The sequence below is a fragment of the Saccharicrinis aurantiacus genome (assembly GCF_001660705.2).
GTDB classification, from domain to species: domain Bacteria; phylum Bacteroidota; class Bacteroidia; order Bacteroidales; family Marinilabiliaceae; genus Saccharicrinis; species Saccharicrinis aurantiacus.
The window spans coordinates 15,346-41,227 of record NZ_LYBV02000053.1 but is presented as its reverse complement, the minus strand read 5'-3'; the positions used below and the strand labels follow the sequence as shown (position 1 = coordinate 41,227).

Below are 25,882 nucleotides of genomic sequence, written 5' to 3'. Positions count from 1 at the left end.
GGAGTATCCTAAATAAGTAATGAGAACTTGATAATAAATGTGTGGAGCTATTAAGTTATGGTAGTTTCGGGGTAATTGTAATTAAAGGGAAGTAATGATTGCAATAGGGGAGTAGCCTTCAATATAAAAACAATCCCTCAATAGGACTATCGAGAGATTATTTATGTGCAATTTGGGGTGTAATAAAAATTTTATATCACTGAAACTTCTTGATTCAGATGTTCTGAGCAAAATGCATCAACAGAGTTTATGTACTTTACCACTTCAATAAGTTCATCATCTTTTGGTGCTGTTAGTGGTACAACATCAAGTGAGCAAAATGCTTGAAAACGATTAATAATTCTTGCCCCAACAATAAGTTCGGTTGCCAATGGATATAATTCTTTACCCTCTTTTAGCATGCCCGATAAACTTGTAGATGCCGGAATATAGTTATAGCTTAAGAGCATGCCTAGCGTTATTCGTTCGCCCGCTAAAACCGCTAAATTATAGATAAACTCATTATCAAATACTCCTTTTTTATTAATGAGTTTATTACAAGTTTTTAAATAGCTTTTACCTTCATCAAAATAGAATTTCCAATCCTTTTCTTGATCTTGCCAAAACTTTGTTTCTTTCATAACCATTCATTTATAAGATTATTGTAATGATTAATGCTCGCCAGAGAACGTAAAGATATGGTAATTTCAATGCAAAAAACCTCTAATTGTGTTAAATTAGAGGTTTTAAGTGTTAAATGATGTCGATTTGATAGTTATAAGCTGATGATACCTTCAATTTTAGTAATGCGCTCCATTACATCAACAATACTTTGAGCATTAGGCATTTTAACCTTACAACTAACCGATACGTATTTTAAGTTCTTCGTATGTTTATGCGATATCTCTCCACCTTTAGGTAGTAAAGATTCCACTTGTTTTACTTTGCCATCTTCATTAGGAGCAATAAATTTAAACATGTATAATAAGGGCCATATTTTGTTTTCTTCCAACTTTGCCTTTAGTTGGTCATAATCTTTGTTTGCCATAATTACTTTTTTGCAAAAATAAGGGATTTATCTGAGTTGGTGATATAATAGCTATTCATTTTTTGTTTTACACCAAGTAGGCAGTATTGTATTTGCCATGATAAAATACAGTGTGGGCTGAAAGCTATTTTTATTGCATAAAAAATCCCCGTTTGAGCTAAGTTCAAACGGGGATTTTTCTTTATCTAGAATTAAGCTTTTAACTTTTCGGCCATAGCCTTACCAAGTTCTCTACAAGCTTCATATTTATCAGCCTTTAAAGCATGTTTTTCTTCAACCGCTTCAGCAACAACCTCCCATTTTAATGTTTCGGCAACTACATTTAATTTTTTAGCAGCGGCTCCTGCCCAAGTAAACGAACCCAGAACACCGTAATAATGGTTGCTAATGCCCATGTGTTGTATTTTAAGTGCTAGTGACTCCATGTTTGGATGAAGCTCGTTGCTATAAGTAGGGCTACCTAAAATAAGTCCTTTATATTTAAAAATATCTGATATTATATACGATGGATGCGTTTTGCTAACATCATATACTTTGATATTTTTAATACCTTCTTCGGCAATGGCTCTTGCTGTTACTTCTGCCATTTCCTCTGTATTTCCATACATTGAGGCATAGGCAATAACTACGCCTTCTTCTCCTTCATATTTACTCCATTGGTCGTACATTTTTATCATTCGCTCTATATTCTCGCGATAGATAGGACCATGTGAGGGAGCAATCATCTTGATATTTAAACCACCTAACTTTTGTAAAGCTTTTTGTACAGGGTTACCATATTTACCAACTATGTTAGAGTAGTAACGACGCATCTCATCAATATATGAATCAAAGTCTAATTCATCATCAAAAATTCCACCGTCTAAAGTACCAAAACTACCAAAGGCATCGGATGAAAAAAGAATTTGATTATTTTCTTCAAAGCAAACCATCGACTCTGGCCAATGTACCATTGGTACTTGATAGAACGAAAGTTTATTATTTCCTAGTTCAATTGAATCACCCTCTTTTACAAGCTTGCAGTTCTCAGTTATACCATAATATCCCTCAATCATAGGGATTGTTTTTTTATTACCAATTATTTCCATTTCTGGATATAGCTCAGTAAGAATTCGAATAGCGCCAGAGTGGTCTGGTTCCATATGGTTAACCACAAGATAATCTACATTTCTTCCATTCAGAATTGCTCTAACTTTGGCCAACCATTTTTCAAATTGTCCTGCTTCAACAGTATCAATTATGGCTACCTTTTCATCGGCAATTACATACGAATTATATGAAACCCCTTTATCTAAAGGCCACATATTCTCAAAAAGACTAGTTTTTCTGTCGTTTACACCAACATAGTATATATCGGTTGATAAATTAACTGGTTTGTACATTTTATATGATGTTATCTATTTTATTTAGGTAATATGATGCCAAAAATAAAGTTTTAGTTTTAAATATTACTATGCTTACTTTATTGTTTTGCTTTTAAAAGCCATGTATCACTATACTTTTCGTATTGATGACGAATATTGGCAATCTTGTTTCGTGCACTAGTTTCTTTATTGTATGCTGAAACAGAAACACGATATAAACCTTCTGTATTTTCAAGTATAACCGGAGTAAAACCTTGTTGGGTTAAATCGGTTTTGTAATTTCTAGCATTTTCTAAAACCTTAAAAGAACCAATAATTACATAATACTTAAAGGATTCTGTATTTTTTTCTTCAATAACTTTAACCTTTTCCTCTTTAACTATAATTGGTTTGGCATCCGATTTGGGTTCTGTTTCTTTTACTACAGGCTCTTCTTCAACATAGGGTGATTCGCTATCATCAAAGCTAGAGGAACCTGTTTTTTGTAACGATTTGCAAGAGGTAAATGATAGTGTGCCAACTGCAAGTATGCCTATTATCCACTTATTCATAATAATTATTTAAGTATAAAAGTTATTTATTCGAGATTTAAAATTCTTTCAAAAATAGGACATTCTTTTTATCACTCCAACAAAAAATAGTGACTAAGGTACTATAATGTTATAGTTTAACTCAATTTTGTGCTCAACTACAGATATCCTAGAAATTATAAAGGGTTTATCATTTTTAGTTTATAATTTGGGTCGTAAAATTAATAAAAACACACAATCGCTTATGTCAAATATATGATATACAATATTGTATCAAATGCGCTTAAAAAAACATCTATTTTTTATTGTTGATTATTTGTTTTAACGAATAATAATTGTTTATCTTTGCAGCGCTTTAAAAGAAAGGCAAACATCAAAAATAATGATGGTCCCGTAGCTCAGCTGGATAGAGCATCTCCCTTCTAAGGAGAGGGTCTTAGGTTCGAATCCTAACGGGATCACATATTAATGAATGTAATAAAAAGGATGGTCCCGTAGCTCAGCTGGATAGAGCATCTCCCTTCTAAGGAGAGGGTCTTAGGTTCGAATCCTAACGGGATCACTGTTAATGAAAATAGCAAACATCAAAAGCCTGTAAATCGTATGATTTACAGGCTTTTTTGTTTTTTATCAATTCAATATAAAGCAATATATATTGAATTTGCAGTGAGTAATCAGTGAGTAAAATTAATTTTATACATTTAGGTAGTGGATTCGAACTTTTATAAAGCTCCAAAATCTGCTCTATGTAAGCCTGGTAATATCAATTTTTGGTGAGTAAATAGAGTGTTTTACTCACCGTAATATTGTTAGGGGCTGACAGACAGTAATTTAGGTGAGTGAGCGCGCCTTCTTATTTAGGTCATATTTTTTGATTGATATTGATTGAATTAGTAGCAAAGTCTTTTGCAGCCATACAAGAGAACTAGTGCATTTAAAAACAATCAAATACAAAAGTCATGACCAACAAAACATCATTTTCCGTTTCCTTTATTACTCGAATAAACAAAAGTAATAAAGAGCAAGTATCTATTTACTGTAGGATATCTGTAAATAGCAAAAGAGCCGAGTTCTCCATTTTTAAAGATGTACCCCTTAATTCATGGAACTCTTCTAAAGAAAAGTTAACAGCCAACTATTCCGAGTTTCGAAAATGTAATTTACATATTCAGCGAGTTAAGTCTAAAATATACGATTTACATCGGGCGACTGTATTGAATGAAGAACTCATTTCTCCTATGATACTTAAGAATCGCTTTTTAGGAATTGCAGAACAAGGCGAAACATTAAAATCGCTAATAAGCTACCATTACCAAACACAATCTTCTCAATTAAGCGAAGGAACTTTAAAACACTACAAAACAACAGAAAGATATCTACTTGAATTCCTAAAAAACAAGAAAGGAACTGAAGACTTTTTTATTAAGCGAATAGACTACAAGTTTGTTAATGAATTTGAGGCTTTCTTGCGATTATATGAGGTTAACTCGGTAACCAATAATCTATCTCATAATGTAATTATGAAGCACCTCATTCGATTAAGAAAAATATTGAACCTTGCCGTAAAATTAGAATGGATAGATAAAAACCCTTTTGAGAACTATAAAGTCACCTATACTAAAGTAGAACGTGGATTCCTCACAACTAAAGAATTAGCAACATTGAGCCAATGTAAGTTCACCACTCAATATCATACTTTAGTTCGTGATTTATTCATCTTTTCATGTTATACCGGAATATCTTATACAGATCTTATTTCGCTTCGCCCCGAGAATGTTGTTATAGGTATTGATGGTAAACAATGGATTCATACCAAACGTAAAAAAACAAATATTACCTTACAAATTCCCTTGTTACCAGAAGCAATTAGAATTCTCAATGCCTACTCCCATCATCCCAAAGCCCTTAGAGCTTGTCGTTTATTTCCTCCTATTACAAACCAAAGGGTGAACATTTATCTTAAACAAGTTGCAAAATTATGTAGAATTGACAAACACATGACTTTCCACCTAGCGCGACATACTTTTGCTACTACTATAACACTAGCAAATGGTATGCCTATCGAGACGGTAAGTAAATTACTTGGCCACACAACCCTAACAACAACACAGGTTTATGCCAAAGTACTTCAAGATAAAATTGGTAGTGATATGTCAAACTTAGAACAGGTACTTAGTCAAAGACAGAAGGGTTCCAATTCAGACACAATAGTAATTTAAAATCACTGTTTAATAAGATTTATTATTATATTCAATATTGAATATAAACTAATCACAACCATATGTTTAGTCTTGTTACTCAAATTGAAGACTTGGTTTGTAAAGACACCGAGTCTTCAAATTGCTTATTTGTTTTATTGTCCAACGAACTGAATACCTCACTTAAAATAAATAATATTCAGACCAAAGCTAAAAATGAACTCTTTCAATTTGTAGCTACCAAGGAATCACCCAAAGCCTTAAAAACTCAAATTCGCACCTTACAAAAAAGACTGATCCTGATACTCGATTGCTTTTATTCAGTCAACCTACGATGCCAACATCATAAGAACTGTAAGTTAATATTTCACGAAAGACTAGTGGATATGGTGTTTAACCTTTTAGTATTCTTGGAACGTCAGTTTTCCCGATACTTCGATGGTAAAGCAATCGCACCACATATTTACGCCAGCAGAAAGAAACAAGTTATTTCTGAGCACATAAAAAAGGTTATTGATAGCACAAGGCATATCACTAACTTCAACTTAGTTCTTAAACCCTTTACTGGGTTTCTCAGTAATGAGTATAGTACCCATAACTTTAATGAAATCAAATATTTTCAATCACTATTACAAAAGATGGTGCAGGTTATTAATGCCGCAAATGAATCTACGGTCAATGTTTATAGTCTCATCTCTTTATTAATAACATACAATCACAATTCATCATCGGCCTATGCTTTTATTGTAGATTACATTAAAGATAGTTCCTTATCCCACCATGAGAGGAGCAAAGAAATAGATGTACTAATTAGCTTCAAAAAAAATATTGCTCAAATAATAGAAAACAAGCTATTCAAATATACAGACAAGCATGATTCTTTAAAGCAAAATATCCTAAATTGGTTAAACAACGAGATTACACATTTTAAGGAACATGGCAACACACAAGCCATACACATTGAACCCGATCAAAAGCTCCCAAAAATTGAAACCAATTTCACAGTGGGGCAAATGGCTTGCTTTATTCGCCAATTGACTGAAGTTACTTTAATTGATAAAAAGTACATGCCAGACTTACTTGAGCTATTCTCAAAATCTTTCACCTCAAAAAAGAGTAGCAATATTTCTAAGAAAAGTCTCTACAATAATTGTAATGATCCTGATGAAAGATCCAAAAGAATAACCAAAGAACTATTCCAAAAGTTATATCAATCTATTTAACTTAACGTAGTGTCAAAAATGATTATCTAATGGTCTAAATACGGTAATTTTAATAAATTTCACCCTTGTAACGAGTTGAATATCAGTGGGTGGAGAGGGGTGAATCCACCCTTTTCCACTGTTTTCGTATTGTTTTTCTACTTTCCTTTGTGTCAAATCAATATCAATCAAATATTATGGCACTAGAAGTATTAACAACAGACGATCTAAGAGAATTCAAAATCGAGCTTTTAGAAGACATTCAAAAGCTTTTAAATCGAAACTCCAATACTCCAGAAAAACGATGGCTCAAATCCTATGAAGTGCGAGAGTTACTTAACATCTCTCCTGGTACTTTGCAGCATATGCGAGTAAGCGGTACACTGCCTTTTACTAAAATAGGAGGTACCATCTACTACGATCACGGTGAGATAAATGAACTCTTGCAGAAAAACAAACAATCATACTAAAGTATGAACTACATCAAGCATCAAACTAATGTTTTCGCTTTGATGGATCAGATAAAGAGCCTCAAGGCTTATCATATCAGTTTGTACCTAGTACTTTTTAGAATGTGGAATACCAATCGGTTTAAAAATCCCATAAGTATATCCAGGAGTGAAACCATGAACCTATCACGAATAGGCTCTCCAAATACTTATGTGCAAGCATTAAAAGATTTGCACAAACACCAATTTATTCGTTACGATCCATCCTACGATAAAACAAAAGGAAGCCTCATTATCCTGTACAGATTTGATACTATATCCTGTACACCTTCAGTATCAAAAATGATACCTTCTATAAACATACAAACAACACTCTCTATTAAAGAGGATGAAAACTTTTTATCAGAAGAATTAAAGCCAAAAGAAAATACCGATATGAAAAATACACAATTCACTCCACCTCCCATTGAGCACATCAAAATCTATTTCCAACAAAAAGCACAATCCGATTCCGAGGCCGAACGCTTCTTCAATCACTACGAAAGTAACGGGTGGTTAGTGGGAGGGAAGTCACCCATGAAAGACTGGAAAGCATCTGCACGTAATTGGATACTCAATATTCAAAAGTTCACCACCAAGGCAAAGGAAATATCACAACAACGCTTTTTAAACCAAAATAAAAACCCAAACGGAACACAAAAAACAAAACTCCGACCCATATCACCACCGCCCTCATCCAACAACTACGATGAACCCCTCTGATAAATGCTATAATGCTCGTGCACGTGTCCCCACGTGTTAGCTACAGCTGTTCTGAGCCACAATCCCACGCCATTGCGTCATTGCACGCAGTAGCAATCTCAAGGCGACACGATCAATTAAAGCTAAAAATCATCTTAATACTTGATACTAAAACAAAAGCTGCAAATCCCATTTATAACTTATCATTTAACACTTATCACTAAAATGAAATTTTATACCATCCAAAACAACACCATCATCTACGACTTCCATAAGTCTCTTGATCACATTACCAATCAAGGCAAGCTCACCTACGGTTCACATTTTCGTTTGTACGATGAAGACATGCACATCATCAAAAAGCTATTCGTTTATTTCATCAACGACCATAGTGGATGTCTACAACACAATATGGATCCCCGAAAGGGCATTCTCCTCATCGGACCAGTAGGCTGTGGCAAAACCGCTTTGATGAAATTGATGCAAATCATCCTACAAACCCACCAACGCTATGCCCTCAAGGCTTGCCGCGATATCACCTTCGAATTCCAAAAAGACGGCTTCGAAGCCATTCACCGATACAGCAAAAAAAGCTTCACCAATGTTCCTGGGCGAAGAATACCCAAAACCATATGCCTCGACGATCTAGGAGCCGAATCCAACATCAAACATTTTGGCACCGAGTGCAATGTATTGGCAGAAGTCTTACTCAGTCGTTACGACCTCTTCATCAACAACCGTCTCATCACCCACGCCACCACCAACCTCAATGCCCAGGACATCGAAAAACTTTACGGCCAACGAGTCCGCAGCCGGATGCGTGAAATGATGAATGTAATCTCATTTCCAAAAGATTCACTAGATAAAAGGAGATGATTAATGTTTACTAAAATAGATGTGGTATGTGCAAAATTTGCACTCAACCCTCGTGCAATTGACCCTGGCTGTTCTCCAAGCTGCCAATTCACGATATTGCGTCGTTGCGCGCATAGCAAAGCAATCTTAGGCTTCATGCTTAATTAAAAGAAGTAAATCACGTTTATAGCTTATCACTCCTAAAGGCTGCAATGCAAACTAATAACAATACCTGTTTGTCGTGAGGCAGGATTAACCTTTATCAAATGATAGTAAATTCTCTTGATATTTAAAATGAAACCCCGTGCCCCCGTGTCTCTGCGTTCATCCAATAATCTTCATACTAAACCTCACATTTATCATTGTCGATCACTCAAGTGAGCACTACTTTCGCAGCCCCTAAAATTTATCAATAACACATGCAGTTTTAATTGCTAAAAAGTTCTAGTTATGCCCTTAAAGAAGTACATTCTATCCATCACCCTAAGCCTATCCTCATTATTGGTATTCGCCCAATACCAACCAACCATAAATGGCGAGTTGGTTGAACATGCTTACTATTCACTATCCTATATTGAAGACCACGAACAAGCTGAGTGGGTCTATTACACCATAAATGCTGGCAATGCTAAGCGTACAGATGATTTCCGTCCCGACCCAAAAGTATCCACAAGCTCTGCTTCCCTGGAAGACTACAAAGGTTCTGGATACGACCGTGGCCATTTATGTCCAGCTGCAGCTATGAAAGTAAATCATACCGCCATGAGCCAAACCTTCTACATGTCAAACATGAGCCCTCAAAAGCCTAATTTCAATAGAGGCATTTGGAAAAACCTAGAAGCTTTAGTACGTGAGTGGGGATGGAGCACAGAAACCCATGTAGTAACTGGTCCTATATTTAAAGATAATATGGGAGCAATTGGCAGTAACAAAGTAACTGTACCTGGTTCTTATTATAAGGTAATTTACCAACCCTCATCACAGCTTATGATTGGCTTTGTGCTACCAAACGAAAAATCAGAGAAAGCATTATCTGAATTTATATTACCTGTAGACAGCATCGAATCCTTAACAGGTATCAATTTCTTTTCACAAGTAGATGATCAGCTAGAAGCTAAACTAGAAAGCCAAAAAGGAAATATCAACGACTGGTCTCGTACCTCAACAAAATCAGCTCCTAATAATGTAAAACCAGCAGTAAGTAGCAATCAGTGCAAAGGAACTGCCAAGAGCACTGGTCACCGCTGCAAATCTAAAACCAATAATGCCAACGGCTATTGCCGTCACCATCAAAATCAATCGTAGCTCATAAGTGAATTGGCTTATTGAATCACTACTTACCTATTGAACCATCAAATAAATGAAAGTTAATTTGCCCGTTTTATTGACTTTATAAATATAACGTTATATTATTGCTAGCTGAACTAATAACAAGACTTGTGTAAAGTTCAACCGTATTATACAAATAGAAATCTTGTTTTAATCTAATAAACCCAAAAATAGTGAATTGCATATGAAAGATGACGGAATCAATAATTGGAATAGTTTTGTGCCCTGGTTCTTAACTATAGCAAGCTCTATAGTTCTTGTTATAATTGGGATTACACTTGTTCTAAATATACAATGGTTTAAGGATAGTGTATTTGATGAATCTATTAGAGAAATAAATGACCCAAACTATCGCTTCTATGCTTATCATCTTCACTTGAGCATGATTAAAAGGTCAATTGGCTTATTCTCAGGTTTCGCAATAATGTTTTTAGGTCTAGGAGTTTCTTTCTTTACCATGAAAGATATTACCAAAATTAAAGCCGAATCAGCAGGCATTAGTGCGCAAATTGCAACCGCTTCACCGGGTATAGTCGCATTAATAATAGGATCTATTTTAATAATCAAATCCATTGATAGTAAAGATGTATTTCCAGTATATGGTTCTAATTATCAAAATATAGAACAAGTATTAGACAAATCTAAGAAACCTCCAGTTCCTCAAGTACTAGATAAATCCAAGAAACCAACAATTCCATAAAATAATATATTATGAAAGTAATCATATTTCTACTTTTCACCTCTGTAAATTTATTTGCACAAAATTCAAGGCTTCTAAACCAGAATGATATTGATATTGCATGCAGAACTTTAATGTTCTTGACTAACAATGCAATTGATACAGATAATACAGCGAACATAACTTTATTCAAAAATACTTTTGATGCAATTAACGCTCAATATCCGATCAATAAGGAGGTTGTTGATTATTTCGCAGCAGTAAAATCTAGTTACTCAACAGATATTCTTCCATGGGTATTTAGCTTAGATAAGATACCAACCAACCAATTAAATCCAAGTGTATTTGTAAATTATGAAAAGGATGAATTATTATTAAAGCTTTTTGAAGATAATATGAAATTACAAGATGAGCTTAACAAGTCAATAAATGTAAATAATTCTATAACGCCCTGATTCGACATTATGAAAATCTCGTTTTTACTCAGTTTAACCTACATACTTATTACTTTCTGTAACCTTAATGCCCAAAAGCAAAAACTCAAAGTTTCTACCTGGAATATAGAACATCTAGGAGATGCTGGTCGAGGCTTCCCGGAAATATACAATCAATTTCCCATGCGAACAGATGAGCAACTAAATGCTATAGCAAGCCTTATAAAGGACACGCTTAATCTTGACATAGTTGCTATTCAAGAAGTATCACTAAGTAAAACTTATAACGGCAAATCATATTCAAATGAGTTATATCAAATCACTCAAGCACTCGGAGACGATTGGAATTATTATCTAGCATCTGTCGATCCTAAAATAAGAGAACCTGATATGCAGAATGCATTTATCTATAACACCGCAAAAGTAGAGCTCGCCTCGGTATTTGAAATGCCTGTACCAGATTATAATGTTGGTCCTAAGTCCTTATTCGATCGTGTTCCACTAGTGGGCTATTTTAAATCAACAAATAGCAAAGTGAAGAACCCAGGTTTCGTAATTGTCAATTTACATTTAGCCTCCGGAAAAGATAACGACGAAAACCACCTTGCAGCAATGGTTATGGTTGAACAAAATCTAAGCTACTACATGGGACAAAACCACATCTCAAACAGAGAACAAGACCGTATTATCTTAGGAGACTTCAATGATAACCCTCATCAATTAAAATCAAATGGGGAACCAGCTTTTATCCAAACATTATACAACTACATGGAACTTAAGGGCTATAAAGACTATGTTGATCAATCCTTCGAATCCACTCGAATGAGCAAAAACTTCAATAGTATCATAGACCACATTCTGGTTAAAAAACAACTACATGATAATATCCGTGAAGCTAAAGCGACCATGTACTTGCCGCCAGACAGATCTGATGAAGGCTTTAAAAAGTGGCGTGCAACCTATAGCGACCATTTCCCTATGTACATTGAATTGTTAATGAAGTAGAGTGCTCCACTTCATTTTTGAACAGAAGACTTACCTATTAATTCAAAAAATATGTATAAAACAAAATGCATCCATTTATTAGTTATCAACTTATTACTGGTATTTAACATTAATGCTTATGCCCAAGTTCCCGAAATTGGCTTAAGCTATCCCACTGCAAAGGCTGACACTACTCTTCCCTTTGATCAACCATTTAACATCAAACTTAAGGACGTTCCTGATAGTACAAGCATAGATGCTCTTAAAATTACATTTTATCCCATCCTCAGAAACAATAGGGACAGTACAAAATACACCTTGGAAGAAATGAAAGGTTTTGCCACCAAGAGAAAACCAATATATGAGGTTTCCGCTATAGATGTAGGAGTGGATAAGAATATTGGTTTTCCTTTCCACTTGCATCATAGCACAAACTATTACATTGAGATTACAAGTGAATACCAGGAATCTTTAGACAACGCAGACAAAGCTCATTTAAAAGCGGCAGTTAGTGCTAAAATAGATAAACCATATTTGAAACGTAATTATTTTGAAAGAACGCAATCAAAAAATGGGAAAAGTCAAGATACCAGAAAGTTTTCTGAATATTTCTCGGATCTTTTCCAAACAGTTTCAAAAGAAATAAATAATAGTAACTCAGTTAAATATTCATTTAAAAATGATCTATATCTTGATCTCAAACAGAATGTTGACAAGCTAAATCAAAGCATGTCAGATATAAACAATCTTACAGTGAATATTCAAAAAAGCGGTATCATTTTACTTAAAATGATTGATGGTTATAATATTGAAGACATGTTAATTCTTTCTAAGGATCAGTCAAAGATTGATACCTCAAAATTTTTAAAATATTTAGATAGCCTAGGAAAATTTTCTCCTGAGAAAAATCTTCCTGCCTTTTCTGATATTGATACGAGTACTATTACCATGGATTCAGAAGATAAATCTTTTTTTAAAAAGGAACTTAAAAAAGAGCTGAAAGATCTAAAGAAATCCATAGACAAATACAACAAATCAAGTACAGATGCAGATAAGGAGTTAGATAACTATTTACAAACATTCCTCACGAATACATTGATTGAAAACACCACAAAAATAACTTCAGCATCACCTACATTTAGTAGTAGTTTTACTAAACGTGCCAGTTATTACTATACCGCAGACCTGGGTTACCTATACAGTCCATATTTAAATGAATTGTTACCAACTCTGTCAATCTCTCTCTCATTCAGACCCATTAATAAATCAGTTCCCTTATCAGATTATAAGAAGTGTGATAAGTTCTGGGTTCGTACGAACTTATTCTTTGGTATAACTCTTTCTTCACTCATTAATGAGGGAAAAAGTCGTGGGATAATTAATGATAAAGGAGTATTTGCTGGTCTTGGTTACAAAGTACTCCCATTTCTCAAAATTGGTGGTGGTGTACTTTTGTTCGAACGCGCTAATAAAAACCCGTCAATTGAAGATTATCAATTATACGCCTCTCCTTTTGTCAATGCTAGTATTGATATAGATGTTGCAAAAACATTTAAGAAATTATTAACACCAACTCCTTAAAACAAAACGATATGTTATACACAATTAAAATAGAAGATCATTCACCAAAACCTGCAATAAAAAAGCAAGGGCAAGTACTTACAATTGAAATTGATTTAAAAGCAAGAGGAGAAAACAATAGTGAATCAGCTTCGATTAATACAAAAATATTATCTCCTTCAGGTATTGAATATGCGAGTACAAATCCTCAAGATGTAACATTATCAAAAACATATAAATCATTCAAATCAACAATTCGTGTTCCGAGTTCTATTTCACCAACCAACATTGTCATAAAAGTCGAATTAAAGGTTAATGGCAGTACGGTAGACACCTATGGCAATTATAATATTGCCATAGAAAATGATTGAATTAAAGTAAAACTAAAGTAGGTTTATTAGATATCATGCCTTATATGTAATCATGTATAAGATTTAAAAAAATGGTTGCCAAACCTACAGTATATGCTAATGAAAAATAAAAAAATTAAACACATGAGATATATTTTAATAATTACCTTAATGTTTATATGGGCTTGCGAAACAGAGAAAGATTATTATCAAATAAACGAGGATAAGCTTAATCAGATCATTCGTTTTAGTGAAGTAATCATCGATAATGATTCAATCGCAGATCATTACTCGAAGTCAATTATAAAAGTTAAAACAGATCCTAATACAACTGTCAATCAGGTAACATTTAAAAGAAACTTTGGTCTCTTTGAAAATGGATTCGACACAATTGCTACAACTATAAACACTATTGGTGAAGCACACTTATTCTTATTACACCCTGATTCACCATCTAAAGTCTTACTAACAGCAATGGTTGCAAATTACAGTATTGATACCGTAATTCAGTTCACTACTTCTTATGCTGAAGATTTCATTTTGAAAGCCGATCCATACAGTACAGATACATTAGGGCAAATAACTTTAAGAGCAGAGTTATTCAAAGAGAATGGCGTTATTACGCAAGGGCAAAAGGTGCGATTCTTTTTCGATCCTAATGCACCACTGTTAGAATACCCTGATTTACCTGCATATGCAATTACGGAAAATAATGCAGCATCCGTTACATTAACTAACCCATACCACTTGCAAAACAAATACCAAATAGTTGCAAGGGTTCCTATTTCTAATGCTGATTCAATAGATAAGCAAATCTTAATTGAAATAAAATAATCTAATAAACTCCCGCCTGCGAAATCAAGCGGGAGTTTTTTTATCAAATTGTCTCAAAACCTCTCTATTTAAATCCATTAACAACAAACTCACAATGAAGTTATTTAAGGTTATAAGGGAATTTCGAGAGTTACAATTTGATTTTCAGTGACAAGGTTCAATTTTTAATTGCATAGCCTTATGCTACGGAATTAAAATTAGAAAAAATCAATGAAACCAGGGTGTTACTCGCAGATTTTCAATACAACTTTAAACAACTTCGATATATCCCCTACAAATCACACCAATCTATACCACTTTTAATTATCTTTAACCTTCCAATAAAATAAACAACATGCCCCCAACCGATAATCTATATAAATTCATTGCTATTTCAGGTATATTGATCTATTTATTTAGTGGCAACTTAGCTGTTAGTCAGTTTGTGAAATACCGCGAAGTAAAAAACGCTTACCTAAGAGATTCCATTACTTTTAGCAATAAGATTAAACAAGACTCAATACAAATGATACAGTATGCCTTTACTTTAAGTAAAGAAGATAGTACCTCAATTGAAGTCGCAAAAAAAAAGCTGGAAACCAACTTTACAGATCAATCTCAAGAAATACACTTCAATTTTCAGAAATTGAAAGCTGATATAGTAATGAATAAAGATCTCATGTTAAATGCTCAAGAAGGTGTGAATGATAAATGGCACTATACAAAAAAAACAACTGGTCTATTTGTCATTGCTTTATTCTTTGGATCCTTTCTTTCATTATTAGGGTTTTATAAATGGCATATACGAATTCAAATTCCCTATGAAAAGAATATGGGACTTGAAGTGAAAAAAACAAAATTTTGGTTTTATCACATCATATCCATTCTATTTATAGCAAGTAACTTTTTAATGATAGCATATTTAGGAAAAAAATAATACACCATATGACATCACAACACGAACAACAATTCTTAAACGAATTAGATAAAAAACTATGGACTTCAGCTGATAATCTACGCTCCAGACCTTCAGATGCAGAATACAAACATGCCGTATTAGACCTCATCTTTGTACAATATGTCAGTGATGCTTTTCAAAAACGTAGAGTTCAACTTGAAGAAAACCTAAAAGATGAGAACCACGACAATTACTTACCTAACGACTTTGACTCTAATAAAGAATACAGCCAGGAAGCCATTGATTTAGTTTTAAAACAAGCTGAGGTATTGGCCAATAATTGGAGTGAGGAGTAATTAAGTATGAAAAATAAAAAAACTACTAGAATAAACTATTGGTATATTGTCTTAGCCTTATTTGTCATAGCGATAGTATTAATTATTATCCAGTTCATAAGAGCAGGGGCAGGTCTTACAATTAATATCGAGCCTGTTCTTTGGGGACAATTTGGTTCGTTTATAGGCTCGTTTTTATTAGCCGTAACTTTACTTTTTCAAATCCGAGCTTTTCGTCGTCAACAAGTAGAAGCAAAATTCTTTGAAATGGTAAAATATTACCGTGAGAATATTTCAGAGATGCGTTTTAGGAATCCATTTTACTATAAAAGTAACACTAGAGAATCGGATGAAGAATTTGTTTCTGGAAGAAGAGTAATAAAAACGATCTTTGAGCAGTATAAGGTTGCTCAAAAACTCGTTCTTGAAGTAATAAATCAAAATGAGAAATATTTTAAGACTATCGATATACCTAACTCGGTTATTAAAAAGAACCTTCATCTTGATGAATCAGAATGGAAAAAAAGATATGTAATTAATGAACTGGCTTATATGCTAGTTTACTGGGGAATTCCTTTGGATATAGATGATGAACTAAGAAAGTATACACAAAAAGTTCTTATAGATAAAGGAACAAGGGCCATTCTTAATGAAGCACCTAAAATAGTAGCTGTTTATGAATGTGAAGGTAAGAAAGAGAATTATCTTAAAAACTTAAAATCTAAAATAGTCTATAGCAAAAAAGCCCCACTTAATGAAGTTTGGAAATGTTCAAAATCATTACCTAAGATTAAATTCTTTGGAGGACACCAATATCATTTAGGACATTATTTTAGACATTTTTACCAAACAGTAAAATATATAGACCGTCAACCATCTTGGTTGCTATCAAAAAATGACAAATATGATTATATAAAGACTATTCGAGCACAAATGTCTAACTACGAGCAAGCTTTACTATTCATAAACTCATTAACAGCTTTAGGTAGAAAGTGGGAATATAGTAACATTGACAATCGTAAATTGATTAGTGATTATAACCTAATAAATAACCTTCCTGAATCATTTATTCCATTAATGAAACCACAGTGTTTTTATCCAGTGGTTGATTTCGAATGGGACGAGGAAGAAAAAGCAAGTAAAAAAAAAGTAGAAATGGAAGGTAAAGAGTTTATTAAATTCCTAAAGCAAGAAGAACAAAAAGATAATGAAACTAAATTCGTGCTTTGGGCAAGGGTGGTAAAGAATATATTTCAATACCTCATAGGAGCGGGTGTGATTTGCATTATAGGATATGAACTATTTCAGGAGTTATTTATGTGGCCTAATTGCGATTGGAACTTTGTTGTTAAATATACAGAAATGCCCATTCTGCAGATGGTATCAATAGGCTTAGCAGCTGCAACAGCTGTAGAGCTTGGATATATGCTTTTTACCCCTGGGCCCGATGAAGCCGTACAACCAGTAATGATGGGGATTGCATCATTTGTTTTATATTCTCTTTCTTTAGGTATAAATGAATTAACAGGCATACAACTAATTGGCATGGCATTATTAATTGCTACAATCCCTCTTCTATTCTGGGTAACAGAGAAGTATATAAATAATAAGAAAACCAATAATGACTAAAGCAATTGATGATTATAAATCATGTACGAATTCCTTAATATAAACATAGTCAATATATTCCAGATTGCAATTGGCATGGGAACATTAATTATTGCATTCTTAGTGTACAAAAAGCTATTACCAGGAGAACTTAAAAAAAGACAATTAGATACGGTTCTAAACCTTATAGAACATTTAAATAAGTGTTCCTTTGATATGTATCACTTGAACTATCAAAGAAATAGTGAAACATTAAATGTAAATTCTTCTTATCACAAGAGGAGTATATTTGGATATCACAAACTTTGTAAAAAAGGCGAAATTAAATACGATAAGAATACAAAAGTTCTAATGGTAGATTTAACGCTTAGCCCTTTTCAATTAGCAAAGTTTATTGAAAATCCCTTAATGCCTAAATCAATTGTAGATCAAATGAACTGTTTTACTAACCATACTACATTTGATTTTAAAGAAACTGATTATTTAAGAGAATCAAATTTATGTCTTTTTGAAGCACGACAAGAGAATGTTACCTACAGCGCTTATCGCAAGATAGAGTTGAGAAAACCTACTGCTAAGGCATTAGTTAGTCATGGCGAGTTTGTTAATTCAATTGATGGCTTAATCAATTCAATAATAAAATGGTGTAAATCAAATGGTATTGATGAGCTCAATTTTAGAACAGAAAATAGAGGTAGAATTTTTTAGAGAATTAAATTATGGTATACCACAATATGTAATGATTTAAATACAATATACTTGGCATTAAAATAAAACATAAAGTAATAGTAGTTCATTTTTAGGATCAGTAAAATTATAAATTTATTATATAGCTGCGCTATTAAGTAGCAAAATAGAAAAACTAATGAGAAATTTTTTCGTCTGCAGTGTAGGAGAGCTCGGAAAGGATTATGTAAAAGATAATTTAAAACGTATAGTAAAAGATAATGCTTTTGTTTTACATGAAGACACCACTCAAAAAGGTGTATATGATAGTATTTACAAAGGAGATATTCTGTTATTAAAATATAATAGACAGCTAGTTGCCTATGGTGAATGCCTAAAACGATTTCAGTCTAATCATAGGGAATGGAATTTAAGAGCTAAAGTTAAAGAATGGCACTTCTATGACCAACAATCCGCTGAAATTGGAATATCTTACCATGGTTTACAAGAAAATATGCTCCCTGGTTCAGGTCAAATGGGAACAGTAAAAGGTGTAAACTTCTCATATGGGATCAATAAGATAGAAGAAATTGATGCTACTACAGACCTTTATAATGCTCTAAGTATAGAAAATATTAATCGCATGAAAAGTGAACAAATTAAACAAATCCTCCATCTCAAAAAACAAATCATTCTTCAAGGAGCTCCAGGAACTGGTAAAACCTATGCTACTGCAGAATTAGCATTAAGGATAATCAACAATAACAATATTGATTCTTCCAACAGAAAGGAGTTAATGAAAAGTTACCAGAAAGCAGTAGATGAAGGACAAATCGTATTTACAACCTTTCATCAATCATTGGACTACGAAGAATTCATAGAGGGGATTAAACCAATTCAGGAAGGCAAAGATATAACCTACGATATTGTCCCAGGTATTTTTAAGAAAATCTGTAAAAAAGCCATTCAAAAAGATTCCTTAAAAGAGCTGCAGGCAGCTATTGAAAAATTCAAGGAGCAATGTGTAAATGTAACGGATGATATTGTATTGGAGACGATTGAAAAGGGCAAGTTTACTGTCACATATAGAGGAGGTATCACTTTTAGAGTAAGGTCACTTAAAAGTCAGGCTAAAGAGGGGCAGGACTTTCCTGCAAGTATTGAAAATATCGAAAAACTATACCGAGGAGAATCAGATGGCATATACAATAAATCATACGTTTGGGGAATTTTAAATCACCTCAAAAAAGATTTTCAGCTAACAGACCACAATCTCCAGGATAATTCAGATAAAAACTACGTCCTCATCATCGACGAAATCAACCGTGGCAACATATCCAAAATATTTGGCGAATTAATCACCCTTCTTGAAGCTGATAAACGCATGGGCCAAATAAATGAGGTAAAATGCAGCTTACCATATTCAAATGACGAATTCAGCATTCCTAATAACTTATACATCATAGGAACCATGAATACAACTGACCGTAGTTTAGGTCACATTGATTATGCAGTTCGTCGTAGATTTGGGTTTATTTCTTTAGAATCCAAAGTAGAGCATATTTCCGAATATTATAATGGTCTAATTGAGAATTCTGATGACTTATCTGAAAGTGCTGTTAAACTATACAATGAAGTAAAGAATATAGTAAAAGCAAACACTTCACCTGAATTCCAATGCAAAGATGTCATGGTTGGACATAGCTACTTTATGGCATCGTCATACGATGAATTAAACCTAAAGTTAGAATATGAAATAAAGCCCTTATTAGTAGAGTATATTAAAGACGGCATCCTAACTGTTAGGATGGAAGAGGTAGACAACCTGCTTGACAACTTAAAGTGCTAATGGAAGTTTTTGAAACTATTGAACACCGTTCTTTCGAACCATCTATTAAAGAAAAGATAAAAGAGCTAAATCTTGATTTCTCTATAGTAGAAGGTCAAGTTAAGTTTTTATGTTTAGATCCCTGTTTATGTACAAGCTATTTTATTGGGGTAGATTGGCTCAAGGAAGGAGACTTTGCCATAAAGGTAGACCCCAAAATTAAAGGTCTTGATGTGATGTCCATGTTTCAGGAATGCCTGCATTCGCCAGCCTTACACAATATACTTAGCGAGATTTACCATATCGATTTAGATAGCACTCCCATTGAAATAAACAATGCAGCTTTTGATATCACGCCTATGCTCCTGATACATTATCTGAGTGTACTAAAGCAAATAGTATCAAAAGGTTTAAAGAAAGATTACATAAGGGAAGAAGAGAACTTGGCCTCAAAAATAAAAGGCAAAATAAAGTTCTCTAGACACTTCAACCACAATATCGCCAAAGCACGTTACCACAAAAACTATTGCAACTACCAGGAATATTCTGTCAATTGCCTCGAAAATAAGCTGCTAAAAAAGACTTTACTCTTTGTAGCTTCATACCTGAATCGGTATTACAATGGCAAAAACAACAAAAATATTCGCAGTACAATAAACTTTTGTTTAGCTGCCTTCGAAAATGTTTCAAGTGAAGTAGATGCTGTATTAATAAAAAGCGTTCGTATAAACCCAATATATAGAGAATATGCAGAAGCCTTAAAGCTGGCCAGAATGATACTAAAACGCTTTGCCTATACCATGTCACAGACAACCACCACTAATAAGCTGAAAACACCGCCCTATTGGATTGACATGTCACTATTATTCGAGATATACGTATACGGAAAGCTTAGAGAAGAATATGACAATAACATTCAATACCAGGCTAAAGGAAAATACGGCAGTGCTGACTTCCTCAAACTAGATGAAAAACTAGTTATCGACACAAAGTATAAACTACTATACAATGATCAGCGCTACGAAATAGAAAACATACGCCAAATTAGCGGATATGCCAGAGATAGCAAAATCAGAAAAAAACTAAACGCATCTCCCAATGAGTTACTGCCCTGCTGCATCATCTACCCAAACCTTGAAGCAAAACCTAACTTCCTCAACAGATCATTAAAAGAAGAGCGCATCCCTCAATTCGAAGATTTCTGGAAAATTGGTATTCAATTGCCACAAATAAGATCAAATAAAACAATTACTCAGATATGACCTTTTCAGCCTCTCTTAAAGCTTTCCTATAACGCGTCCCTTTGTCCAAAGCCGCAATTACCTCTGTCTTAAATTTCATATTGCTGTAATAAATTTGATCTTTAAATTCAGGGTGATAAGGAGCTTGACAAAGAGTATCAACAAAAGCTTCTGTTTCATTAAAAACAGACTGACCATCAGTAATCTCTCCAATTAATTTTTGCAGACCATTGAATACGTAGGTAAGTGCATTTCCACGTTCTACATAGTTAAAATCTTTATCTGCATAGCTAGCTAACACAACAAAATAAAACTGCTTTAGCTTTATATGCTCAACATTCTTTTTACTTAATAGCTCTAAAAAATTGCCATGGTCATAGAACATATCACTCAGTTGTTGTTTTCTCTCTTTGAGCTCATTTAAGTACATCTTCATAGCATCTTCAGTATGTTGATCTACCAATAAGACACAGCTTGCTTCTACACTTAATTCTTTTCCTTTGTAGTTTTTCTTTATCCATACCGAACATGCTTCAGGGGCATTTGCATATAGATATTTCAAAATCGACCAATTTACTTGCTCATTGTTCTCAATCAAATCCAAATAGGCAATAAGCGCATCGGTAAACATACCATCTAAAGAAATAAAAATATCAAAAAATCGGTTTCGAATATAGTACTGTATATCAGGGTTAATAATATACTTTGGTAAATATTCAGTACACTCTTTTAAAGAGTAATTCTCTAAGTATCTAGCGATGCCTTGCAAAAGCAATGAACCTTCAATATTACCTCTTTTTAATATGCTACAAAACTCTCTGTTTAGCCCCTCTCTTCCTATAGTACTGATTATCCACCCATCGTAGTTAACTTTTCTTTCTCCATTAATGTAACTTCCATCATCAAAGAATCCGCCATATTTAACAAGCTTTATAGCATTCTCTCGTATGGGTTTAACATTTACGGTAAGTGCAATACTAATGTAAGCATTAAATAAATTGTTTACATTATATTTACCCTCAATGGCGTTATACTTTATAGCATCTTCAAAATCAATATCTCTCTCAACCTTCAAGCACCAGTTTCTGCACCATTGTTTGTTTCTTTCTGGTAGTATATTTTTATTGGTACTTCTTAAATGCTGATTAAGTACAAACCATTCCCAAGCTTCGTCATTGTTAAACCATTCGAGAATTTCATTATGAGTTTTATGCTTGCCGTTACCAATCAACCATCTTAATAGTTTAAGAGTAATATTAATTTCGGGCGTATTGATATTGTCTACATGATAGTATTTATGATGTGTTAAATCATCATAGTTAATCACATTTTTAAATGCTTTCAACCCAACTTGTATAACCTCTATAAACTTTGTTTTATCGAGCAAAGCCTCTAGCAATATTGCATTAGTATCCTTCCTATTAACTTCCCATGGATTAGGTTCTTGCATAAAGCGTTCAGTATATCGTTCTGCTAATGCCAACTCAAAACAATCTAATAAACCTCTATTATATAGGGCCAATGCATTTATGAAACTATGTACTCTGTCATCGGTAATCTTTCCTGAGTCAATGCAATTGAAAATATATTCATTCATATCAGGAGAATAGAGAAGTGCTGCCATACAAAATAGCCCAACAAAACCCTTATTTTTTATAGCATCGTGCAAAAAGTATTGTTTAAAAATAATATCCTTTTTTGGGCAGTTTGCCAAAAATGGAATTAAATACGGTATTGTTTTAGTACGCTCAGGTGAATAGCCAAGCTTAGCCAATCGGTTAACACTTGTGCAATAAGTTTTATAATCTTCAAATCTTCCTCCTAGTAATTCAATACTTTTGTTATTAATGGCTTTAAATAAATCTGTTAAAAACACATCATTATCCCAGTAATGATGATCATTCAGGTTGCTAATAAATGTAATAAACGAAAGAAGCACATCGCCTGATTGAATTAAACGAACCAAACCACTAAAGCTTGGGTAGGTATGACTTTGTTTCTTGCTATTGTAACTTGCTAAAAATGCCTTTTGTAACAAAATAGCATTAATTGGATATCCAGAATCAGATAAATAATTGAATGCTGTAAACAAGCTATCTACATCCTCTAGGATAGAGCCATCTTTAATCAGTGCCTCTACAACGCTTTTATCATAAATACGCCATTGATCTAAACCATCAATAATACTTGAGCCAATAGATAACTTATAATAACTTGGATAGATTTCTAAATAAACTTTTGTAATAGCTGATTTGACCGATAAAATATTTACTCTATGATTAATAAAATCAATAATATCTCTGGTAATGGAATCACAATAGAATTTCTGTTTAAGCTTTTCCAATAAGTCAAGAACCAATCTATCATTATTTTCGATATCCGAAAATTTGGCTAGATCTGTAACATCATAACCCTCTCCCCAAACTCTAGCCTGATCCTTATTCTTTTCTTTAAATATTCCTTTTACTATCTCAGATCTTTGTATAAACGGAACCTTGTCGGCCTCAAATTTCACAAAGGATTCTTGATTATATTCGGCTAGCCAATCAATAACTTTCCGGTAAACATCCTCATCCGCTTCATCATTGGCTATGTCAATATAGAATGATAGTGTATTTAACCATCTAGGTTTTAATTTATTTGTTCCAGGCACTTCAATAAGCTTTTTAATTGAACTCCATTCCAAATTAACCAGACATTGTGCAGCAAAATACTCCATGAAGTTATTATGCTCAAAACGCCATTCTTTTCTATCATTTTTGATAGGTTTTAAGAATAAGCGATTCACCATTGTACACATGCTACTATCTTGGATAGTTTGTTGTAGCTCTATCTCTGTCACTTTATTCTCTCCTGAGAGTTGCATGGTCAATGACAATAAGCGTAAGTTCTTTAATATCTCATATCTATTTCTGCTTACGAAACTTTTTACTTCACCTACTTTTACCTCTTCAAACTCAAAACGTCTTTGTACAATACCTGCCATCAATGCTGATTTTGTTTGTGGCAATGCTCCTTCATTTTGATAAAATCCAATAAGCTCATTCAGAAAGAAAGGATTAGTGATAAGCTTGCTATAGTCATATGCCTTAATCTCATACTCAAATTTATCAAGATTATCCCCTAGTGTTTTCTTACTAAATACTATAGATTCTTTATAAGTAATGGGATCTAGAAAGAAAGGAACGGCTTTAAAAACTTGACTTGACTGATCCCCGATAGGAGAATAATTCATACGGCAGGTAGTTATTACATAAGTATTAGGGTGTAATGCGATAAACTCTTCAATCTCCTTAAAGACAATATCTACCAAATCACCCTTAACCTCATCTAAACCATCAAATAATATAATCAGCTGTTGTTGCTTAAAATAGTTACGCCAATATTGGCATACAGCCTCAATGCTATTCTCTAAATTACTAGCATAGCCAATCAAGGGCACTTTAATACAAAACACATTACCATCCTTACTTAATTCACTACAGACTATATCAACATAAGTACTTTTCCCTTCTGCAGCATTTGCTAATAACAATATATGCTTTCGTTCCCTATTAAAAAGATCCTTATGAAACTGTACTTTTGAATTTTCACTTGAACTAATAGTTCTTTTTATATAAGATCTGTCATACTCAAAAACAACCCTCTTAGGTCGTTTTACAACCCCTATAACTGCCTTATGTATTTTATCTAATCTCGATATATCTGTAACCTTGCATATCTCATCTATCAAACGCCTAAAGTCCCAAATATCATTTTGATTCATTAGCTCATCACTAATGGTCACAACACCATTTTTAGTTTCAATGCATCCTGGTATGTCTCTGGGACTTAAAGTACTCTCAATACCGGTGGCGATAAATATTTTAATCTTTTTGATTTTAGAAAGCTCTATGTAGCGTTCATTATCAAAATTTTTATAAAAACTCTCTATGGTGTGTCTTATCTTCGCCTTAATACCTTCTCTATTATTAGTAACCGTAATTTGCCAGGCAATACCTTTATCCACATCTGCCAAATCAACAGACGGATAGTTCTTCCTTTTGTAGTTCAGGTTAAAAAACTTATACTCGTCTTCAAAAATGATATTAAGCAATTCTTGTATATGCAGTTCTGCCAACCAAGCAATGGTACTATCGCCACCGTTATAGCGCGATTTAATCTCTCCCGAAATTTTTTCTAAGCGGTCTCTTATCTCATTAGTGTAAGTTTCTCTAGGTAATGTCATTGGCTTTTATATTGGATAGATTTAAATCTAATGTATAAAGATAACTAGAAAATCCTATTTTAAAATTAAGCAGTCTTGTTATACTTATAATCCCTCCAGTATAGCTAAGCAATTGTGTTTAAGATTATATATGCCTTTTAATAAAAGGAACAAGTCAACTTTTATTCATAATGTGTTCTATAAATAAAAAAAGCCACTATCGCGAGAACGATAGCAGCTTTTCAATCTTTAACCAAACCTAACCTGTATGCAATATACAAATATTTCTACATTCATAACAAATTATGAATAACAAAAATAGAGTAGAGGTCCATCGGTGTTCGTCATCCCTCGTCAGCAAAAGATCACGCCAGGCTATCGCAGCATTATTTAAAAAGTTTATACCCAAAGGCACTTAAATAAAGCTGCTCACTAAAGTAGTATATTCATATAAGTAGGCAATAAATCAGACTACTGGCTTCTGCCTTCAAACTAAGCACTAAAATTCTAGCCTGTCATGCCTTTTGCGTTCCCACGGTCTTCCTCACGGGTAGCTAACTCTATCCAGTAGGCACTTGCTTTGT

23 protein-coding genes and 2 tRNA genes are annotated in these 25,882 nt (G+C 33.5%); 20 read left to right on the top strand and 5 right to left on the bottom strand.

The window, feature by feature from the left end; all coding sequences use genetic code 11:
• Positions 1–191: 191 nt before the first annotated feature.
• The 4 genes from A8B35_RS22615 to A8B35_RS22600 all read right to left on the bottom strand — a co-directional run bounded on the left by A8B35_RS22615 (position 192) and on the right by A8B35_RS22600 (position 2,942).
• Positions 192–620: a hypothetical protein gene (locus tag A8B35_RS22615; RefSeq protein WP_139314998.1), complete on the bottom strand. Its 429-nt coding sequence runs from the start codon at positions 618–620 to the stop codon at positions 192–194.
• A gap of 134 nt (positions 621–754) precedes the next feature.
• Positions 755–1,027 carry a DUF493 family protein gene (locus tag A8B35_RS22610; RefSeq protein WP_075604115.1) on the bottom strand — a complete coding sequence of 91 codons (273 nt, stop codon included), beginning with the start codon at positions 1,025–1,027 and terminating at the stop codon, positions 755–757.
• 191 nt (positions 1,028–1,218) lie between these two features.
• Positions 1,219–2,409 (bottom strand): FprA family A-type flavoprotein, encoded by a 1,191-nt coding sequence (locus tag A8B35_RS22605; protein ID WP_075604114.1) that lies wholly within the window; start codon positions 2,407–2,409, stop codon positions 1,219–1,221.
• Positions 2,410–2,489: 80 nt separating this feature from the next.
• The gene (locus A8B35_RS22600) at positions 2,490–2,942 is read right to left on the bottom strand and encodes an SPOR domain-containing protein (RefSeq protein WP_075604113.1); all 453 of its coding nucleotides are present in this window, start codon (positions 2,940–2,942) and stop codon (positions 2,490–2,492) included.
• Positions 2,943–3,308: 366 nt separating this feature from the next.
• Between A8B35_RS22600 and A8B35_RS22595 the strand changes: the two genes are divergently transcribed.
• The 20 genes from A8B35_RS22595 to A8B35_RS22500 all read left to right on the top strand — a co-directional run bounded on the left by A8B35_RS22595 (position 3,309) and on the right by A8B35_RS22500 (position 21,112).
• Positions 3,309–3,382 (top strand) — tRNA-Arg (locus tag A8B35_RS22595).
• A 27-nt stretch (positions 3,383–3,409) separates the two neighbouring features.
• Positions 3,410–3,483 (top strand) — tRNA-Arg (locus A8B35_RS22590).
• A 397-nt stretch (positions 3,484–3,880) separates the two neighbouring features.
• The gene (locus A8B35_RS22585; protein WP_075604112.1) at positions 3,881–5,140 is read left to right on the top strand and encodes a site-specific integrase; all 1,260 of its coding nucleotides are present in this window, start codon (positions 3,881–3,883) and stop codon (positions 5,138–5,140) included.
• A gap of 62 nt (positions 5,141–5,202) precedes the next feature.
• On the top strand, positions 5,203–6,342 hold the full coding sequence (locus tag A8B35_RS22580) for a hypothetical protein (protein ID WP_075604111.1): 1,140 nt from the start codon (positions 5,203–5,205) through the stop codon (positions 6,340–6,342).
• 176 nt (positions 6,343–6,518) lie between these two features.
• Complete coding sequence (locus A8B35_RS22575) at positions 6,519–6,791, top strand: helix-turn-helix domain-containing protein (RefSeq protein WP_075604110.1); 273 nt, start codon at positions 6,519–6,521, stop codon at positions 6,789–6,791.
• A 3-nt stretch (positions 6,792–6,794) separates the two neighbouring features.
• Positions 6,795–7,532 carry a transcriptional regulator gene (locus A8B35_RS22570; protein WP_139314997.1) on the top strand — a complete coding sequence of 246 codons (738 nt, stop codon included), beginning with the start codon at positions 6,795–6,797 and terminating at the stop codon, positions 7,530–7,532.
• A gap of 204 nt (positions 7,533–7,736) precedes the next feature.
• Positions 7,737–8,387, top strand: coding sequence for an AAA family ATPase (locus tag A8B35_RS22565; RefSeq protein WP_075604108.1), 651 nt, complete (start codon positions 7,737–7,739; stop codon positions 8,385–8,387).
• Between the two features lie 429 nt (positions 8,388–8,816).
• Positions 8,817–9,671 carry a DNA/RNA non-specific endonuclease gene (locus A8B35_RS22560; protein WP_075604107.1) on the top strand — a complete coding sequence of 285 codons (855 nt, stop codon included), beginning with the start codon at positions 8,817–8,819 and terminating at the stop codon, positions 9,669–9,671.
• Between the two features lie 208 nt (positions 9,672–9,879).
• Positions 9,880–10,395, top strand: a complete 516-nt coding sequence (locus A8B35_RS22555; protein ID WP_075604106.1) for a hypothetical protein — start codon at positions 9,880–9,882, stop codon at positions 10,393–10,395.
• An 11-nt stretch (positions 10,396–10,406) separates the two neighbouring features.
• A complete protein-coding gene (locus A8B35_RS22550; protein ID WP_075604105.1) occupies positions 10,407–10,829 on the top strand; it encodes a hypothetical protein in 423 nt (140 codons plus the stop codon).
• A gap of 9 nt (positions 10,830–10,838) precedes the next feature.
• Positions 10,839–11,813 (top strand): endonuclease/exonuclease/phosphatase family protein, encoded by a 975-nt coding sequence (locus tag A8B35_RS22545; protein ID WP_075604104.1) that lies wholly within the window; start codon positions 10,839–10,841, stop codon positions 11,811–11,813.
• Between the two features lie 51 nt (positions 11,814–11,864).
• A complete protein-coding gene (locus A8B35_RS22540) occupies positions 11,865–13,373 on the top strand; it encodes a hypothetical protein (RefSeq protein ID WP_075604103.1) in 1,509 nt (502 codons plus the stop codon).
• A gap of 11 nt (positions 13,374–13,384) precedes the next feature.
• Entirely contained in the window at positions 13,385–13,723 is a 339-nt protein-coding gene (locus A8B35_RS22535; RefSeq protein ID WP_075604102.1) for a hypothetical protein, read from the top strand.
• Between the two features lie 123 nt (positions 13,724–13,846).
• On the top strand, positions 13,847–14,536 hold the full coding sequence (locus A8B35_RS22530) for a hypothetical protein (RefSeq protein ID WP_139314996.1): 690 nt from the start codon (positions 13,847–13,849) through the stop codon (positions 14,534–14,536).
• 334 nt (positions 14,537–14,870) lie between these two features.
• Positions 14,871–15,452, top strand: a complete 582-nt coding sequence (locus A8B35_RS22525; RefSeq protein ID WP_075604100.1) for a hypothetical protein — start codon at positions 14,871–14,873, stop codon at positions 15,450–15,452.
• An 8-nt stretch (positions 15,453–15,460) separates the two neighbouring features.
• Positions 15,461–15,769: a type I restriction-modification system subunit M N-terminal domain-containing protein gene (locus tag A8B35_RS22520; RefSeq protein ID WP_075604099.1), complete on the top strand. Its 309-nt coding sequence runs from the start codon at positions 15,461–15,463 to the stop codon at positions 15,767–15,769.
• 6 nt (positions 15,770–15,775) lie between these two features.
• Complete coding sequence (locus tag A8B35_RS22515; protein WP_075604098.1) at positions 15,776–17,377, top strand: putative phage abortive infection protein; 1,602 nt, start codon at positions 15,776–15,778, stop codon at positions 17,375–17,377.
• A 75-nt stretch (positions 17,378–17,452) separates the two neighbouring features.
• Complete coding sequence (locus A8B35_RS22510; protein WP_075604097.1) at positions 17,453–18,064, top strand: hypothetical protein; 612 nt, start codon at positions 17,453–17,455, stop codon at positions 18,062–18,064.
• Between the two features lie 157 nt (positions 18,065–18,221).
• A complete protein-coding gene (locus A8B35_RS22505; protein ID WP_083634692.1) occupies positions 18,222–19,871 on the top strand; it encodes an McrB family protein in 1,650 nt (549 codons plus the stop codon).
• Positions 19,871–21,112, top strand: coding sequence for an McrC family protein (locus tag A8B35_RS22500; RefSeq protein ID WP_075604096.1), 1,242 nt, complete (start codon positions 19,871–19,873; stop codon positions 21,110–21,112). Before A8B35_RS22505 ends, A8B35_RS22500 begins: the two co-directional genes overlap by 1 nt.
• Here A8B35_RS22500 and A8B35_RS22495 read toward each other — a convergent pair.
• Positions 21,099–25,319 (bottom strand): SMEK domain-containing protein, encoded by a 4,221-nt coding sequence (locus tag A8B35_RS22495; protein WP_075604095.1) that lies wholly within the window; start codon positions 25,317–25,319, stop codon positions 21,099–21,101. The genes A8B35_RS22500 and A8B35_RS22495 overlap by 14 nt on opposite strands.
• Positions 25,320–25,882: the final 563 nt, after the last annotated feature.

Bases quoted from the DNA above. Each gene is read 5' to 3' on its own strand.
- A8B35_RS22610 (WP_075604115.1), bottom strand. From the start codon at position 1,027: ATGGCAAACAAAGATTATGACCAACTAAAGGCAAAGTTGGAAGAAAAC.
- A8B35_RS22585 (WP_075604112.1), top strand. From the start codon at position 3,881: ATGACCAACAAAACATCATTTTCCGTTTCCTTTATTACTCGAATAAAC.
- A8B35_RS22570 (WP_139314997.1), top strand. From the start codon at position 6,795: ATGAACTACATCAAGCATCAAACTAATGTTTTCGCTTTGATGGATCAG.
- A8B35_RS22600 (WP_075604113.1), bottom strand. From the start codon at position 2,942: ATGAATAAGTGGATAATAGGCATACTTGCAGTTGGCACACTATCATTT.
- A8B35_RS22575 (WP_075604110.1), top strand. From the start codon at position 6,519: ATGGCACTAGAAGTATTAACAACAGACGATCTAAGAGAATTCAAAATC.
- A8B35_RS22510 (WP_075604097.1), top strand. From the start codon at position 17,453: ATGGGAACATTAATTATTGCATTCTTAGTGTACAAAAAGCTATTACCA.
- A8B35_RS22530 (WP_139314996.1), top strand. From the start codon at position 13,847: ATGAGATATATTTTAATAATTACCTTAATGTTTATATGGGCTTGCGAA.
- A8B35_RS22535 (WP_075604102.1), top strand. From the start codon at position 13,385: ATGTTATACACAATTAAAATAGAAGATCATTCACCAAAACCTGCAATA.
- A8B35_RS22580 (WP_075604111.1), top strand. From the start codon at position 5,203: ATGTTTAGTCTTGTTACTCAAATTGAAGACTTGGTTTGTAAAGACACC.
- A8B35_RS22560 (WP_075604107.1), top strand. From the start codon at position 8,817: ATGCCCTTAAAGAAGTACATTCTATCCATCACCCTAAGCCTATCCTCA.
- A8B35_RS22550 (WP_075604105.1), top strand. From the start codon at position 10,407: ATGAAAGTAATCATATTTCTACTTTTCACCTCTGTAAATTTATTTGCA.
- A8B35_RS22520 (WP_075604099.1), top strand. From the start codon at position 15,461: ATGACATCACAACACGAACAACAATTCTTAAACGAATTAGATAAAAAA.
- A8B35_RS22540 (WP_075604103.1), top strand. From the start codon at position 11,865: ATGTATAAAACAAAATGCATCCATTTATTAGTTATCAACTTATTACTG.
- A8B35_RS22505 (WP_083634692.1), top strand. From the start codon at position 18,222: ATGAGAAATTTTTTCGTCTGCAGTGTAGGAGAGCTCGGAAAGGATTAT.
- A8B35_RS22495 (WP_075604095.1), bottom strand. From the start codon at position 25,319: ATGACATTACCTAGAGAAACTTACACTAATGAGATAAGAGACCGCTTA.
- A8B35_RS22615 (WP_139314998.1), bottom strand. From the start codon at position 620: ATGAAAGAAACAAAGTTTTGGCAAGATCAAGAAAAGGATTGGAAATTC.
- A8B35_RS22555 (WP_075604106.1), top strand. From the start codon at position 9,880: ATGAAAGATGACGGAATCAATAATTGGAATAGTTTTGTGCCCTGGTTC.
- A8B35_RS22525 (WP_075604100.1), top strand. From the start codon at position 14,871: ATGCCCCCAACCGATAATCTATATAAATTCATTGCTATTTCAGGTATA.
- A8B35_RS22565 (WP_075604108.1), top strand. From the start codon at position 7,737: ATGAAATTTTATACCATCCAAAACAACACCATCATCTACGACTTCCAT.
- A8B35_RS22605 (WP_075604114.1), bottom strand. From the start codon at position 2,409: ATGTACAAACCAGTTAATTTATCAACCGATATATACTATGTTGGTGTA.
- A8B35_RS22545 (WP_075604104.1), top strand. From the start codon at position 10,839: ATGAAAATCTCGTTTTTACTCAGTTTAACCTACATACTTATTACTTTC.
- A8B35_RS22515 (WP_075604098.1), top strand. From the start codon at position 15,776: ATGAAAAATAAAAAAACTACTAGAATAAACTATTGGTATATTGTCTTA.
- A8B35_RS22500 (WP_075604096.1), top strand. From the start codon at position 19,871: ATGGAAGTTTTTGAAACTATTGAACACCGTTCTTTCGAACCATCTATT.